The following is a 15,645-nucleotide window of genomic DNA, read 5'->3' as shown; positions in this document are numbered from 1 at the left end:
TCCGCCCTCCGGCGAGCGCGAGGAGGGGGCGGCCCGGGGTTCGCCCGGCGGAGGTCCGGGAGCGGTCCGCCGCTCGCGTCAGGCCTCGGGGCCCGCGACCAGCTTTCCGCCCTCGACCTTCACCGGGACGGCGGGCAGCGGCACGGTGGCCGGGCCTTGGAGCGCCTTGCCGGTCGTCATGTCGAACCGGCTGCCGTGGCACGGGCAGTTGCCCTCGTTGCCCTCGACCTTGTCCAGGAGGCAGCCGGCGTGGGTGCACTGTGCGCTGAACGCCTTGTACTGGCCCTTCGCCGGGCAGCTCACGACGAGCCTCTGCTCCCGGTAGAGCTTCGCCCCGCCGACCGGGACCTCTTCGGCGGCGCCGAGCTCGACGGGCGCGGTGGGCGTCGGCGTCCGTGCGTGGCCGAGCTTCGACTCGGTCGAGCAGGCGGCCACTCCCAGCCCGGCGGCACCGGCGAGAGCGGCGCCCTTCAGTACGGTGCGGCGGGCGGCGGGCAGGCCGGACATGCGGTCTCCACTGGTCGGGGGGACAGAGCGCCGCCGTTCCCGCTCCGGGGTCCTGGATGCCCACGGACATCGGGCACAGGCCGCGCCTGAAGGCATCGGCGACAGACCCGACGATACCGGCGGAGAACGCCGCCCCTTCGACCGGCCCCGCCCGGACCCCGGCGGGACCCGGACCGGCGAAGGCCGGGTACGGGCCGGGGAGCGGGTCGGCCCTGTGACCGGGAACAGCACCGAGGCGGCCCCCGGGGTGCCGGGGGCAGCCTCGTCCGGACGGTGTCAGGCCTTCCGCGTGCGGGTGGCCTTCTTCTTCGATGCGGGCTCCTCGGCCGCGGCCTTCTTGGCCGTCCTGGCCGTGGCCGTCCTGCGGGCCGGGGCCGCCTTCGCGGCGACCGCCTTCTTGGCGGCCGTCCTGCGGACCGGCTTGCGGGCTGCGGGCACCGTGGCCTCACTGATCCGGTCCGCGCCCAGGACGGTCTGCAGGAACTTCCCGGTGTGGCTGGCAGGCACCGAGGCGACATGCTCCGGGGAGCCTTCGGCGATGACCAGGCCGCCGCCCTTGCCGCCCTCGGGGCCCATGTCGATGACCCAGTCGGCGGTCTTGATGACATCGAGGTTGTGCTCGATGACGATCACCGTGTTGCCCTTGTCGACCAGCCCGGAGAGCACCGTGATGAGCTTGCTGATGTCCTCGAAGTGCAGACCGGTCGTCGGCTCGTCCAGGACGTAGACCGTGCGGCCTGTGGAGCGCTTCTGCAGCTCGCTCGCCAGCTTCACGCGCTGCGCCTCACCGCCGGAGAGCGTAGGCGCGGACTGCCCGAGCCTGACGTATCCGAGGCCGACCTCGTTGAGCGTGCGGAGGTGGCGGGCGATCGTCGGGACGGCCTCGAAGAACTCCAGGCCCTCCTCGATCGGCATGTCCAGCACCTCCGCGATGGACTTGCCCTTGTAGTGGACCTCCAGCGTCTCCCTGTTGTACCGCGCTCCGTGACAGACCTCGCACGGGACGTACACGTCGGGCAGGAAGTTCATCTCGATCTTGATCGTGCCGTCGCCCGAGCAGTTCTCGCAGCGGCCGCCCTTGACGTTGAAGGAGAAGCGGCCCGGCAGATAGCCGCGCACCTTCGCCTCCATCGTCTCGGCGAACAGCCTGCGGACGTGGTCGAAGACCCCGGTGTACGTGGCCGGGTTGGACCGGGGCGTACGGCCGATCGGCGACTGGTCGACGTGCACCACCTTGTCGACGAGGTCGTCGCCCTCGACCCGGGTGTGCCGCCCGGGGACCGACTTGGCCCCGTTGAGCTCGCGGGCCAGGTGGGTGTAGAGGATGTCGTTGACCAGGGTCGACTTCCCGGAACCGGAGACACCCGTGACCGCGGTGAGGACACCCAGCGGGAAGGACACGTCGATGTCCTGGAGGTTGTTCTCCCGGGCGCCGTGCACCGTGAGCAGGCGTGTCGGGTCGACGGGGCGCCGGATGTCGGGCATCGCGATGGACTTCTTGCCGGACAGGTACTGCCCGGTGACCGAGGCCTTGTTGGCCAGCAGGTCCTTGAGCGAGCCGGAGTGGACGACCTTGCCGCCGTGCTCACCGGCACCGGGGCCGATGTCGACGACCCAGTCGGCCACCTTGATGGTGTCCTCGTCGTGCTCGACGACGATGAGCGTGTTGCCCATGTCGCGCAGCCTGACCAGGGTCTCGATCAGCCGGTGGTTGTCGCGCTGGTGCAGGCCGATGGACGGCTCGTCCAGCACGTACAGCACGCCGACGAGTCCGGAGCCGATCTGGGTGGCGAGCCTGATGCGCTGGGCCTCGCCACCGGACAGCGTGCCTGCGGCACGGTTCAGCGAGAGGTAGTCCAGGCCGACGTCGACGAGGAACTTCAGCCGCTCGTTGACCTCCTTGAGCACCCGCTCGGCGATCTTCTTGTCGCGGGCGTTCAGCTTGAGGCGGCCGAGGAACTCGGCGCACTCGCTGATCGACATCGCAGCGACCTCGGCGATGGACTTGTCCATCACCGTCACCGCGAGCACGATCGGCTTGAGCCGGGTGCCCTCACAGGTCGGGCAGGGCACCTCACGCATGTAGCCCTCGAAGCGCTCCCGGCTGGAGTCGCTCTCGGCCTCGGAGTGCCGCCGCTTGACGAACTGCACCGCACCCTCGAAGGCGGGGGTGGTGTAGGCGCGCTCGCGCCCGTAGCGGTTGCGGTAGCGCACCTCGGTCTGGATCTTGTGGCCGTGCAGCAGGGCCTTCCTGGCGCGCTGCGGCAGCCCCGCCCAGGGGATGTCCGTACGGAATCCGAGCGCTTCGGCCAGTGCGTTGATCTGGCGCCCGAAGTACTCCTTGGTGTGGCCGTGCGACCAGGGGTGGATCGCGCCCTCGTCGAGCGACTTGTCCTCGTCCGGGACGATCAGCTCCGGGTCGACCTCCATGCGCGTACCGATGCCCGTGCAGTCCGGGCAGGCGCCGAAGGGGGAGTTGAAGGAGAAGGAGCGGGGCTCGAGCTCCTCGAAGGACAGGTCGTCGTACGGGCAGTAGAGGTGCTCGGAGAACATCCGCTCGCGCTCGGGGTCGTCCTCCGGGAGGTCGACGAAGTCGAGTACGACCATGCCGCCGGAGAGGCCGAGCGCGGTCTCGACCGAGTCGGTCAGCCGGCGCTTCGCGCTGTCCTTCACCGTGAGGCGGTCGATGACCACCTCGATGGTGTGCTTCTCCTGCTTCTTCAGCGTGGGCGGCTCGGAGAGCTGGATCGTCGCGCCGTCGACCCGCGCCCTGCTGTAGCCCTTGGTCTGCAGATCGGCGAAGAGGTCGACGAACTCGCCCTTGCGCTCGCGCACCAGCGGGGAGAGCACCTGGAAGCGGCTGCCCTCGGGCAGGCCGAGGACCTTGTCGACGATGGCCTGGGGCGACTGGCGGGAGATGGGCCTGGCGCACTCGGGGCAGTGCGGCTTGCCGATCCTGGCGAAGAGCAGCCGGAGGTAGTCGTAGACCTCGGTGATGGTGCCGACCGTCGAGCGCGGGTTGCGCGAGGTCGACTTCTGGTCGATGGAGACGGCGGGCGACAGACCTTCGATGAAGTCGACGTCCGGCTTGTCCATCTGGCCGAGGAACTGCCGGGCGTACGAGGAGAGCGACTCCACGTAGCGCCGCTGGCCCTCGGCGAAGATCGTGTCGAACGCGAGCGAGGACTTGCCCGACCCGGAGAGCCCGGTGAAGACGATGAGGGAGTCACGGGGGAGGTCGAGCGAGACGTTCTTCAGGTTGTGCTCGCGCGCGCCACGGACGATGAGACGGTCGGCCACGCCGGTCCGCACCTTTCTGGAGAGAAGTGGGGGAACTGAGCCCCTGTCCCAGGGTATGGGGGGCGCCACAGCGATGTAGGGAGTTTCGACTCCGAGCGTATAGCACGCGCATTCGATTTACGGACGACTGACGACTCCTTCACCCGAATGAGTGGCGAGGCTAGGCTCGGCCTCATGATTGATCATGTGCACGACCTGGACGCCGTACGTGAAGCGACCGAACGGCTCCTGAGCGCGACGGGCAAACTGGACGACGCCGCCCTCGCCGAGCCGTCACGGCTGCCGGGCTGGAGCAGAGGACATGTCCTCGCCCACCTGTCACGTAACGCCGACGCGCTCGTAAATGTTCTCCAGGACCGCCCCATGTACGCGAACAGCGAAACCCGGGACGCCGACATCGACCGCGACGCGCCCCGCTCCCTCGCCGAGCACTTCGCCGACCTGCGCGTCAGCGGGGACGGCTTCCTGGCCGCCGCGGCGGCGCCCGCCGACTGGTCGCGCACGATCACGATGCGCAACGGCGTGACGGACTCCGCCTCCCGGGTCCCCTTCCGCCGCCGGGTCGAGGTCGAGCTGCACCATGTCGACCTGGGGATCGGCTACGAGCTGGAGGACCTTCCGGAGGAGTTCGTGATCCGGGAGAACGACTTCCTGGCGGAGCGGTTCGCCGGGCACCCCGATGTGCCTCCCACGACGGCGGTGACCCCGGACGGCCGCCTCTGGACCACCGGCGGGGGCGGGGAAGCCGGAGCGGTCGTCGTCCGGGGCAGCGCGACCGACATCCTCGGCTGGCTCTGCGGGCGCCGCGACGGTTCCGGGCTCACCGCGGAAGGCGGGCCCCTTCCCGCACTGCCCCCGCTATAGGCTGAGACGTATGACGTACAGCGGAGCGGTCAAGGTCGGCGGACCTGCGAATGTGCACGAGCTGACGGATCTGATGATCTCCAAGGTCGCTGTCGGCCCGATGGACAACAACGCCTATCTGCTGCGCTGCCGGGCCACCGGCGAGCAGCTCCTGATCGACGCGGCGAACGAGGCCGGGACCCTGCTGCAGCTGATCGGCGACGACTCGATCACCGCGGTCGTCACCACGCATCGGCACGGTGACCACTGGCAGGCCCTGGGCGACGTCGTGGCGGCCACCGGGGCGCGCACGTACGCGGGACGGTACGACGCCGAGGGCATTCCGGTCCCCACCGATGTACTCGTCGAGGACGGGGACACGATCCGGGTGGGCCGGGTCTCGCTGACCGCCCGCCACCTGGTCGGCCACACCCCGGGCTCCATCGCGCTGGTCTACGACGACCCGCACGGGGCACCCCACCTGTTCACGGGGGACTGCCTCTTCCCCGGCGGGGTCGGCAATACGCGCAACGACCCAGAAGCGTTCGCGAGCCTGCTCCACGATGTGCAGACCAAACTCTTCGACCCGCTGCCGGACGAGACCTGGGTCTATCCGGGGCACGGACACGACACGACGCTCGGCGCCGAGCGGCCACGGCTGCCGGAGTGGCGCGAGCGCGGCTGGTGACACACCGGCGGGCCGGGTGCCTGATGGCCCCGGCCCGCCGATTCGTCCGCTGATCGTGCTTCTACCGGCTCTGCTTCCGCCGGTCCTGCTTCCCGCCTACTTCTGGGCGCCGATGCTCTTGCTCTCCTCGTCGGACGCCTCCGCCTGCTCGGCCTCCGCCGCCGCCGTCCTCTTGTTGGCGATCAGGCTGGTGATCGTGGTGACCACCAGGACGCCGCAGATGAAGGCGAGGGAGAACGGGATGGAGATCTCGGGGACGTGCACCCCGGACTCGTGGAGTGCGTGCAGCACCAGCTTGACGCCGATGAAGCCGAGGATCACCGAGAGCCCGTAGCTGAGGTGGACCAGCTTCTTCAGCAGACCGCCGATGAGGAAGTACAGCTGCCGCAGGCCCATCAGAGCGAACGCGTTGGCGGTGAAGACGATGTACGGGTCCTGGGTCAGCCCGAAGATCGCGGGGATGGAGTCCAGCGCGAACAGCACATCGGTGGTGCCGATGGCGAGCATGACCACCATGAGCGGGGTCATGACGCGCTTGCCGTTGTTGCGGATGAAGAGCTTCGTCCCGTGGTACCTGTCGGCGACACCGAAGCGGTGCTCGATCGACTTCAGGAGACGGTTCTCCTCGAACTCGTCCTCCTCGTCGCCGGCTCGCGCCTCCTGGATGAGCTTCCAGGCGGTGTAGATCAGGAACGCACCGAAGATGTAGAAGATCCACGAGAAGTTGGCGATGACCGCGGCGCCGGCGGCGATGAAGATCGCTCGGAGCACCAGGGCGATCAGCACACCGACGAGCAGCACCCGCTGCTGGAGGTGTGAGGGCACCGCGAACTTCGCCATGATCAGGACGAAGACGAAGAGATTGTCGACGCTGAGCGATTTCTCGGTGATGTAACCGGCGAAGAATTCGCCCGAAGCCTGGGTCTCGCCGACGAGCAGCAGGCCGAGCCCGAAGAGCGCGGCCAGCACGATCCAGACGATGGTCCAGATTCCGGCTTCCTTGGTCGACACGTCATGGGGCTTGCGCCCGATGAAGAAGTCGACGGCGATGAGGGCGACGAGACCGAGAATGGTCAGCGTCCAAAGGGTCCATGAAACGTCCACTGCGCCTCCGGCAGTTCGCTACGGCTATAGATCAGCGTCGTCGCTGCCGGAGGTCTCTTCCACCCAGGGTGCGCGGGATGCGCACGGGGCCGACGCCCCGGGACCGGTCACAGTCCGTACTGACGGGAACGTCGCGATCGGGAGTACTCCCCTCCGCCCAAAGAACAGTACAGGAACTCCCAAGAAAAGGTAAAGTCCCAGGCAAGGGGGCCCCAAAATGGCTGGTCAGGCCGGTTTGGTGTAGCGCTGCACCCTGGCTCAGCGATAGCCGTTACGCCGAGCGGCGGCCACCAGTGCGAGGACCTGCTCCAGGACGCGGCTGCCCTGCGGCGGCCTCAAGGGCTCGTACGTCCAGGCGTGGCCCACCCACGGGTCGGCCAGATGGTCGTCGGCGACCGGGGTGATCCGCAGCAGCGACCGCCACAGCGGATCGAGCACGGGACCGTAGGCCCGCGCGTCCTCGCGGTCGGCCACCATCAGCAGGTGCACGCCCACGGCGGGCCCCTCGTCGGCCAGATAGCGCAACTGCGTGACCGCCCGGTCGTCGAAACCGTGCGGGAAGTCGTTGACGATCAGCAGCTGCTCGCCCGTGTCCAGGTCCGGCGGGAGCGAGTCGGCGGCACCGGCCCTGATGGCCATCTGCACCAGGTCGACGCGTCGCGTCAGACGGGCGAGCACCGCGGCCACTCCTCCGGGACCTGCGGCAGGCGGCTCCGCCAGAGCCCCGGAGCCGGTCAGGGGCGCCAGCGCACCGGCCGCGGAGCCTGCGGGGTCGATGACATGCACCGAGAACTCGTCCGCGGGATAGACGGCGAGCATCCGGGCCGCCAGGGCGACCGCGGTTTCCATGCCCAGCCTGCGCAACTGGTCGCTGTCCGTCAGAGCGGAGGCCTCGGACGCCGTACGGCCGCTGTCCACCCAGATCCCGCGTTCCAGCGGCAGCCGCACCAGCAGCGGGATGTGCAGGTCGGTGCGCTCGGGCAGATGGAGGTCACCGATGCGCAGCGCCATCGGAATCTCCATGGGCACCCGGTAGGCGTGCCAGACGGGGTTGCCCCAGCCCGCGTACGCGGCGGGGAGAGCGGGCTCGACCACGGCGGACTCGGCGGCCAGCTGGGCGAGATCGCGATCCAGCGCCTCACGCGCCCGCGCGGTCAGCTCGTCGCGCTTGGCCCGGGCTTCCTCACGGGCCCGGTCACCCGTGCCGCCGATGCGGCTGCGCGGGTCGGACAGGGCCCTGTCGAGCTCCTGGTCCATCCGGGACTCGGCGAAGTCGACCGCGCTGCGATAGGCGGCGGTGGCCCGGGCCAGGTCCTCGAACATGCCCCAGATCTGGTTGTAGAGGCGCTCGTCCATGGACCAGCCGGTGGCGTCACCGGCGACGGGCTGGGCGGGCTGTCCCGGTGCCGCGGGCGGGGCCACCGGAGGGGGCGGCGGCGGGGCGGTGGTCTGGCGGCGCGGATGGGCGTAGTCGATGGGGCCGCCCGTGGTGGGATCGGCCACCGTCGGGGACGGTTCACCGACGGGTTCGGAACCCCGGGTGTGGGGTCGGCCCGGTCCGGTGGCCGGGGCCGGTCCGGTGGCCGGAGCCGGTCCGGTGGCCGGAGCCGGTCCGGCCGGGTGACGTACGCGCCCGCCGTCCGCGGGGCGGGGCGGCGGGGGTGTCACGGAACGGGCCAGGCCGGAGGCGACCGCCTCCTGTATCGAGCGTGCCAGCTCCACGGCCTGTGCCACGCCCTGGTCGGCGAGCATCTCGGCGAGCCCGGCGGCGTATCCCTGGCCGACGGCACGGACCTTCCATACCCCCTGCCGGCGGTAGAGCTCCAGCGCCGTCACGGCAGACTCGGCGTCCAGGCCCGTGAGGGTGAAGGTGGCGATCTCGGTGCCGTCGAGCCCGGTGACGGCGACGAACGGTGCGGCGACCGCACCGAACCGGACGGGCCTGCCCGCCCCCAGGGGCAGGGCCAGGAGCACGGTGACGCGGTGCACCGCGCCGGGAAGCGCCTCCAGGTCGACTGCGAGCCGGTGGTCGGCCGCGGCCTGCCTGGACACCTCGAGTCCGGGCAGCTGGGGCGATCCGGGGTGGGCGATCCACTCGACGCCATGGACCGTGCCCTGCTCGTCCCCGAGCGTGGCACCGGCCACGACGGGCGAGCCCGCCGACACCCTGATCTCCAGACGGGTCTGGGGCAACGTGTGATTCTGCCCCCGGACCAGCTCGGCCGTCATTGCCCTGTCCCCTCGACGTTCGGTGTGGTGCCCTGCCATGGGCGCAGCTCCCGGCGGCGGATGCCTCCGGGAGCTGCTCGTACTGACGTCGGACCGCGGTCCGGTCCTGCTACAGGTGCGGCAGGATGGACGGCATCAGGTCCTGGAAGGTCCGGCCGTTCGCCGGGTTTCCGAGGGCGGTCATCTGCCATCCGTTGCCCGCACGGTGCACCTTGGCCATGATCTGGGCCGTGTACTGGCCGCCGCCGTCGAGCGTGTAGCGGGCGAGCTCCTGGCCGTTCGTCTCGTCGACGATGCGGCAGAAGGCGTTCTGCACTTCCTGGAACGTCTGGCCGGTGAAGGAGTTCACCGTGAAGACGATCTGGTCGATGTGGACCGGGATCCGCTGCAGGTCGACGAGGATCGCCTCGTCGTCGCCCCCCGAGCCTGCGCCGCCGACCAGGTTGTCGCCGGTGTGCTTGACCGAGCCGTCGTCGCTGACGAGGTGGCGGAAGAACACGACGTCCACCGGCTGCTTGTCGGCGAAGAGCACCGCCGAGGCGTCCAGGTCGATCTCCCGGGTGCGCGAGCCGAACAGACCGCGGCGCGGAGCCGCCTGCCAGCCGAGCCCCATCCGTACCGCGGTCAGGGTCCCCCCGTCGCTCTTCTGCAGGCTGATGGCCTGACCCTTGGTCATATTGACCGTCACGCGCTGTCCCCTCTCCGCTTGCCCCGCAACCGTCCGTGTGCGGTTTCCCCGCACCCTACGCAGTCCACTCGGGGCGGAAGCAGGTAAGGGGCGTTTTTGTGTCGTTCTTGCAACACACCTGGTGCACGCCGGTCAGGCCAGTCCCGCCTCCCTCATCTGGCGCAGCTCCTTCTTCAACTCGCCCACCTCGTCGCGCAGTCGGGCGGCCACCTCGAACTGCAGGTCCGCGGCGGCCGCCCGCATCCGGTCCGTCATCTCCTCGATGATCCCGGCGAGTTCCGTGGCGGGCCGGTCGGTGACCGCCGCGCCACCCCCTTGGCCTTGCCGGCGGAGGCCTTGCCGCCGAGCGCGGGCACGGGGGCCTTGGCCCCCTTGCCCTGCCGGTAGCCGGTGCCGAGGAGCTGCTCGGTGTCGACCTCCTCGCGGGCGATGGTCGCGACGATGTCGTTGATCTTCTTGCGGAGCGGCTGCGGGTCGAGCCCGCGCTCGGTGTTGTACGCGATCTGCTTCTCACGGCGGCGGTTGGTCTCGTCGATGGCCTGAGCCATCGCCGGAGTGATCTTGTCCGCGTACATATGGACCTGACCGGACACGTTTCGGGCCGCACGGCCGATGGTCTGGATCAGGGAGGTGCCGGACCGCAGGAAGCCCTGCTTGTCCGCGTCGAGGATGGCCACGAGTGACACCTCGGGAAGGTCGAGGCCCTCACGCAGCAGGTTGATCCCGACCAGGACGTCGTACTCGCCGGAGCGCAGTTCGCGCAGCAGCTCGATGCGGCGCAGGGTGTCGACGTCGCTGTGCAGGTAGCGGACCTGGATGCCGAGCTCGAGGAAGTAGTCGGTGAGGTCCTCGGACATCTTCTTGGTGAGGGTGGTGACCAGGACCCGCTCGTCCTTCTCGGTCCGCTTGCGGATCTCGTGCACCAGGTCGTCGATCTGGCCCTCGGTGGGCTTGACGACGACCTCGGGGTCGACGAGCCCGGTGGGCCGGATGATCTGCTCCACGAATCCGTCGCCCCGGGAGAGCTCGTACTTCCCCGGGGTGGCGGACAGATAGACGGTCTGGTTGATCCGGCCCAGGAACTCCTCCCATTTCAGCGGGCGGTTGTCCAGGGCGGAGGGCAGGCGGAAGCCGTGGTCGACGAGAGTCCGCTTCCGGGAGGCGTCGCCCTCGTACATGGCGCCGATCTGCGGCACCGTGACGTGCGACTCGTCCAGGACGAGGAGGAAGTCCTCGGGGAAGTAGTCGAGGAGGGTGTTGGGCGCGGTGCCCGGATCACGGCCGTCGAAGTGCATCGAGTAGTTCTCCACGCCGGAGCAGGTGCCGATCTGGCGGAGCATCTCGATGTCGTACGTCGTGCGCATGCGCAGCCGCTGGGCCTCCAGCATCTTGCCCTGCTTCTCCAGCTCCGCGAGGCGCTGCTGGAGCTCCGCCTCGATGCCGCCGACCGCCTTCTCCATGCGCTCGGGGCCCGCCACGTAGTGGCTGGCGGGAAAGACGTGGAGCGACTGGTCCTCGCTGATGACCTCGCCGGTGAGCGGGTGGAGGGTGGAGAGCGCCTCGATCTCGTCGCCGAACATCTCGATCCGGACGGCGAGCTCCTCGTACACCGGGAAGATCTCGATGGTGTCGCCGCGCACCCGGAAGGTGCCGCGGGCGAACGCCAGGTCGTTGCGGGTGTACTGGATCTCGACGAAGCGGCGCAGCAGCTGGTCGCGGTCGATCTCGTCGCCGACCTTGAGCTGGACCATCCGGTCCACGTACTCCTGCGGTGTGCCGAGGCCGTAGATGCAGGAGACGGAGGCGACCACGACGACGTCGCGCCGGGTCAGAAGCGAGTTCGTGGCGGAGTGGCGCAGCCGTTCGACCTCCTCGTTGATCGAGGAGTCCTTCTCGATGTAGGTGTCCGACTGCGGGACGTACGCCTCGGGCTGGTAGTAGTCGTAGTACGAGACGAAGTACTCGACGGCGTTGTTCGGGAGGAGCTCGCGGAACTCGTTGGCCAGCTGTGCGGCCAGCGTCTTGTTGGGCGCCATCACCAGGGTCGGCCGCTGCAGCTTCTCGATCATCCACGCGGTCGTCGCCGACTTGCCGGTGCCGGTCGCGCCGAGCAGGACGACGTCCTTCTCGGCGCCGCGGACACGCCGCTCCAGCTCGGCGATGGCCGCGGGCTGGTCACCGCTGGGCTGGTAGGGACTGATGACCTCGAAAGGCGCCATCGAACGTTCGATCTTCGAAACGGGCCGCATGCACCCACCGTACGACTCGCCACTGACAACGGCGCCGGATCAGCGATTCCGCAGCTGCCGGTACTCCCCGCGGGCCTCGGTCCCGTACGAGGTGTGGAGCCGCTGGACGGGAATGCCGGGGACCTGACCGGGGCTGCGCGGGCGGTCACCGGGCCGGCGGTCCGGCCCGTCTGGAGCGCCCATCACCACCAGCGGATCGAACAGCACGACCACCCCGGCGAGGAGGAGGAAGCAGCCCGGCCCGATCAGCATCGGCATGAGCAGCGAGGCGGGTGTGTCGCCGGCCGCCGCCCCTTGGGCCACGGCCGGGTGCAGGTGCACGCTGAGCGCGGCCATTCCCGTGTAGTGCATCCCGCTCACGGCGACGCCCATGACCAGGCTCGCGCCGAGGCTGGGCAGGAAACCGTGGATGGAGACGGCGGCCCACAGCGAGGCGGTCGCGGCCACCACGGCGATGACGACGGAGAGCGAGACGGTGACCGTGTCGTACGCGAACTGCCCCTCGAGCTGCATTCCGGCCATGCCGAGGTAGTGCATCGAGGCCACGCCGAGGCCCGTGATCGTGCCGCCGGTGACCAGTGCCATGCGCGCGGCGCCCCGGTAGCCGACGATGAATATGCCGATGCCGACCATCACGATCGCCACGGCGAGGCTGGCGAAGGTGAGCGGCCTGTCGTAGCTGAGCGGCGCCTCCTCGACGGAGAAGCCCAGCATCGCGACGAAGTGCATCGTCCAGATGCCGGAGCCTATGGAGGTGGCGCCCAGGGCCAGCCAGCCCGCTTTGAAGGAGCGTTCGGTGCGCAGGGACCGTGTGGTGCAGCGCAGCCCGAGGGCCGCGCCGAGGCACGCCATGAGGAATGCCACGACCGGGGTCAAGAGGCCGTAGCTGAAGCCGTCGACTGTGCCCTGCATGCTGGTACGCCCTTCGCGGAAGCCCGGGTTCGGGGTGACCCTAAAGGGCGAGGCCCGGCAGGCAAACATAAGAGGGGCATTTTATCCGCCTTGGAGCCGGTCCACGATCCGGTGGCGAACAATCCGTTCACATTGTGGTCATCGCCTTCCTGTCGTCCGTTGGGTATCGGCTGGGAGTCTCTGCATGTCCGCACCCCGACGCGAGGAGTACACGTGTCCGTACGCACCGCAACCGCCTCCGCCGCTGTCGCCGCTCTGCTCGGTGGCTGTGTCCTGCTGCCCGCCACCCAGGCGCAGGCGGCGGGCCCGAAGGACGGCCCGGTCGTCTTCGCCCACCGCGGGGCTTCCGCCTACGCCCCGGAGAACACCCTGGCGGCCGTGGACGCGGCCGACCGTATGGGCATCGACTGGGTGGAGAACGACGTGCAGCTCACCAAGGACGGTGTGCTGGTCGTCGTACACGACACCACCCTCGGGCGGACCACCGACGCCGAGCAGGTCTTCCCCGGCCGCGCCCCCTGGGCGGTCAAGGACTTCACCGCCGCAGAGATCGCGCGGCTGGACGCGGGCAGCTGGTTCGGCGCCGGGTACGCGGGGGCACGGGTGCCGACGCTCACGCAGTATCTGCACCGTGTCGAGCGCAACCGCCAGAAGCTCCTCCTGGAGATCAAGAGCCCGGAGACGTACCCGGGAATCGAGAGGGAAACCCTGCGGATCCTGCGCGAGGAGGGGTGGCTGGACCGCGGTCACGTCAAGCGCCGGCTGATCGTCCAGAGCTTCGGTGCAGAGAGTGTGAAAGCTGTCCACGCTCAGCGTCCCGACGTCGTCACCGGCTTCCTCGGCACACCCGCGGTGGCGGATCTGCCGTCGTACGCGGCCTTCACCGACCAGATCAATCCGTCGTACACGACGATCGGCGCCGACTACGTCGCGGCGGTCCAGAAGCTGAAGGGCCCCCATGGGAAGCCGCTCCAGGTGAACACCTGGACGGTCAACGACGCGGCGAACGCGGCGAAGGTGGCCGGCTTCGGTGTCGACGGCATCATCACCAACAACCCCGACGTCGTGCGGGACGCCACCCGCTGAGGGATCCGGGAAGGGCCGTGGCCGGGTTGTCGGTGGAGGGCCGTACGGTGGTCGCATGGACAGCAACGAGCAGGTCGTGGAGTGGTCCGTCGTGCGGAGCGACATCGGGCCGCTGTTGCTCGCCGCGACCGGCACCGGCCTGGTGAACGTGGTCTTCCATGCGAGCCCCGCCGTCCGGGACAAGGCACTCGGGCACATACGGGCGCGGCTGGGCGCGGAGCCCGCGCAGGCACCCGGCTCCACGCGGCTCGCCGAGCCCGAGCGCCAGCTCGCGGCGTATTTCGCGGGCGGGCTGCGCGCGTTCTCGCTCGACCTGGACTGGTCGCTGACCTCCGGTTTCAACCGCGAGGTGCTCCGCGAGCTGGCAGCCGGCGTGCCCTACGGCACCGTCGTCGGATACGGGGACCTGGCCGGGCGGGTGGGGCAGCCGGGGGCCGCCCAGGCCGTCGGGGCGGCGATGGGTTCCAATCCGCTGCCGGTGGTGGTGCCGTGCCACCGCGTGGTGGAGAGCGACGGAGGGCTCGGCGGCTTCGGCGGCGGTCTGGAGACCAAGCGGCAACTGCTGGCGCTCGAGGGGGTCCTTCCGCAGCCGCTGTTCTGAGGACCGTCCGGCGCGGTCCCGCACGCGCACACCGGCGCGGTCCCGCACGGGCACACCGGGTCCGGAAAGGGATGTCGCACGGGTGTGCGAACTGGCACACTTCGGCGGTGACAGTAGCCCTCCCCACCTCCCGGATCACGGCTGCGGACCTGCCCGCGCTGCAGCGCAGGACCACCGCCGTACTCATCGGCAGCCAGATACTCGGCGGCCTCGGCGTGGCCATCGGTATCGCCCTGGCACCGGTCCTGGCAGCGGAGGTGAGCGGCTCCGAGGCTCTGTCCGGGCTCGCTCCGACCGCCTCGGTGGCGGGTACTGCGCTGTTGTCACTGCCCCTGGCCGCCCTGATGACCTCACGGGGCAGGCGCCCCGGACTCGTTCTCGCCTATCTGATCGGCGCGGTGGGCGCGTCCCTGGTGGTGACCGCCGCCGTGGTGGGCAGCTTCCCGCTGCTGCTCCTCGGCATGGCCGGTTTCGGCGCAGGCTCGTCGGCCAATCTCCAGGCCAGGTTCGCCGCAGCCGATCTGGCCGAGCCGGAACGCCGCGGCCGGGCGATCTCAAACGTCGTCTGGGCCACCACGATCGGTTCGGTCCTCGGCCCCAACATCTCGGCACCCGCCGGACACGTCTTCCGCGACACCTCCGTGCCCGAGACGGCCGGTGCGTTCGCCTGGGCAGCCGCCATCTTCCTGCTCACCGGTGCCGTGGTCGCCGTGCTGCTGCGCCCCGATCCGCTGCTCACCGCCCGCGCGCTGGCCCCGCAGGAAACCGGGACCGTCGAGAAGCGCTCCCTGCGGGCGGGCATCGCGGCGGTGCGGGCCTCCCCGATGGCCCGTCTCGCGCTGGTGACCATCGCGGTGTCGCACACCACCATGGTCTCGATCATGGTCATGACCCCCGTCCACCTCGGACACCACGGCGCGGGCATCCAGCTGATCGGGCTGGTCCTCAGCGGTCATATCGCGGGCATGTACGCGTTCTCGCCCATCACGGGCTGGCTCTCCGACCGGGTGGGGAGGCTGTCCGTGATCGGTCTTGCCGTCGGCCTGCTGTGCTGCGCCGCGGTGCTGGCCGGTACGTCGGGCGCGGGGCACGGCCGGACCGCCGCGGGTCTGTTCGTCCTGGGCCTCGGCTGGTCGGCCGGCCTGGTCGCCGGTTCGGCACTGCTCACCGACTCCGTGCCGCAGGCCGCCCGCGCCGCGGTGCAGGGCCTCTCGGATCTCACGATGAACACGGCGGCGTGCATCGGCGGCGCCGTCGCCGGAGTGATCATCTCCCGGCTGAGCTACGGCTGGCTGAACACGGCCGCCGCCTGTCTGCTGCTGCCGCTGGCCGCGCTCGCCCTGCGCCGGACCCTGAACCGGCAGCCCCCGGTGTCCGGGAAGGTCTGAGACCGGCGGCTCCCCTCCCCGTCCGGGTTTGCGGGCGCCGTGCCTGCGAC

The 15,645-nt window shown here is 70.0% G+C and carries 11 protein-coding genes and 1 pseudogene; 5 read left to right on the top strand and 7 right to left on the bottom strand.

What is annotated here, in order from left to right; all coding sequences use genetic code 11:
• Nucleotides 1-78: 78 nt before the first annotated feature.
• Entirely contained in the window at nt 79-507 is a 429-nt protein-coding gene (locus OG844_RS36725) for a Rieske (2Fe-2S) protein (RefSeq protein WP_406389323.1), read from the bottom strand.
• Nucleotides 508-783: 276 nt separating this feature from the next.
• Nucleotides 784-3,807 carry an excinuclease ABC subunit UvrA gene (uvrA, locus tag OG844_RS36720; protein ID WP_406389324.1) on the bottom strand — a complete coding sequence of 1,008 codons (3,024 nt, stop codon included), beginning with the start codon at nt 3,805-3,807 and terminating at the stop codon, nt 784-786.
• Between the two features lie 174 nt (nt 3,808-3,981).
• On the opposite strand from uvrA, the gene OG844_RS36715 reads away from it, so the two are divergent.
• Together OG844_RS36715 and OG844_RS36710 are read left to right on the top strand one after the other, a co-directional pair.
• Entirely contained in the window at nt 3,982-4,671 is a 690-nt protein-coding gene (locus tag OG844_RS36715; RefSeq protein ID WP_406389325.1) for a maleylpyruvate isomerase family mycothiol-dependent enzyme, read from the top strand.
• Nucleotides 4,672-4,681: 10 nt separating this feature from the next.
• Nucleotides 4,682-5,338 carry an MBL fold metallo-hydrolase gene (locus OG844_RS36710; protein WP_406389326.1) on the top strand — a complete coding sequence of 219 codons (657 nt, stop codon included), beginning with the start codon at nt 4,682-4,684 and terminating at the stop codon, nt 5,336-5,338.
• Nucleotides 5,339-5,434: 96 nt separating this feature from the next.
• On the opposite strand, the gene OG844_RS36705 is transcribed toward OG844_RS36710, so the two are convergent.
• The 5 genes and pseudogenes from OG844_RS36705 to OG844_RS36685 form a co-directional block, all read right to left on the bottom strand.
• Nucleotides 5,435-6,442 (bottom strand): TerC family protein, encoded by a 1,008-nt coding sequence (locus OG844_RS36705; protein ID WP_406389327.1) that lies wholly within the window; start codon nt 6,440-6,442, stop codon nt 5,435-5,437.
• A 258-nt stretch (nt 6,443-6,700) separates the two neighbouring features.
• Nucleotides 6,701-8,671, bottom strand: coding sequence for a TerD family protein (locus OG844_RS36700; protein WP_406389328.1), 1,971 nt, complete (start codon nt 8,669-8,671; stop codon nt 6,701-6,703).
• A gap of 109 nt (nt 8,672-8,780) precedes the next feature.
• Nucleotides 8,781-9,359 (bottom strand): TerD family protein, encoded by a 579-nt coding sequence (locus OG844_RS36695; RefSeq protein ID WP_351175929.1) that lies wholly within the window; start codon nt 9,357-9,359, stop codon nt 8,781-8,783.
• A 132-nt stretch (nt 9,360-9,491) separates the two neighbouring features.
• A pseudogene (uvrB, locus tag OG844_RS36690) lies at nt 9,492-11,608 on the bottom strand (excinuclease ABC subunit UvrB).
• A 39-nt stretch (nt 11,609-11,647) separates the two neighbouring features.
• Nucleotides 11,648-12,520 carry an MHYT domain-containing protein gene (locus OG844_RS36685; RefSeq protein ID WP_406389330.1) on the bottom strand — a complete coding sequence of 291 codons (873 nt, stop codon included), beginning with the start codon at nt 12,518-12,520 and terminating at the stop codon, nt 11,648-11,650.
• Nucleotides 12,521-12,733: 213 nt separating this feature from the next.
• On the opposite strand from OG844_RS36685, the gene OG844_RS36680 reads away from it, so the two are divergent.
• The 3 genes from OG844_RS36680 (at nt 12,734) to OG844_RS36670 (ending at nt 15,595) form a co-directional block, all read left to right on the top strand.
• The gene (locus OG844_RS36680) at nt 12,734-13,606 is read left to right on the top strand and encodes a glycerophosphodiester phosphodiesterase (protein ID WP_406389331.1); all 873 of its coding nucleotides are present in this window, start codon (nt 12,734-12,736) and stop codon (nt 13,604-13,606) included.
• A gap of 55 nt (nt 13,607-13,661) precedes the next feature.
• Nucleotides 13,662-14,207, top strand: a complete 546-nt coding sequence (locus tag OG844_RS36675) for a methylated-DNA--[protein]-cysteine S-methyltransferase (protein ID WP_406389332.1) — start codon at nt 13,662-13,664, stop codon at nt 14,205-14,207.
• A gap of 107 nt (nt 14,208-14,314) precedes the next feature.
• Nucleotides 14,315-15,595, top strand: a complete 1,281-nt coding sequence (locus tag OG844_RS36670) for an MFS transporter (RefSeq protein ID WP_406389333.1) — start codon at nt 14,315-14,317, stop codon at nt 15,593-15,595.
• The last annotated feature ends 50 nt before the right edge of the window (nt 15,596-15,645 follow it).

It is taken from the genome of Streptomyces sp. NBC_00887 (assembly GCF_045207585.1).
The sequence above is the reverse complement of the archived record's forward strand: the minus strand, read 5'-3'. Positions and strand labels throughout refer to the sequence as shown.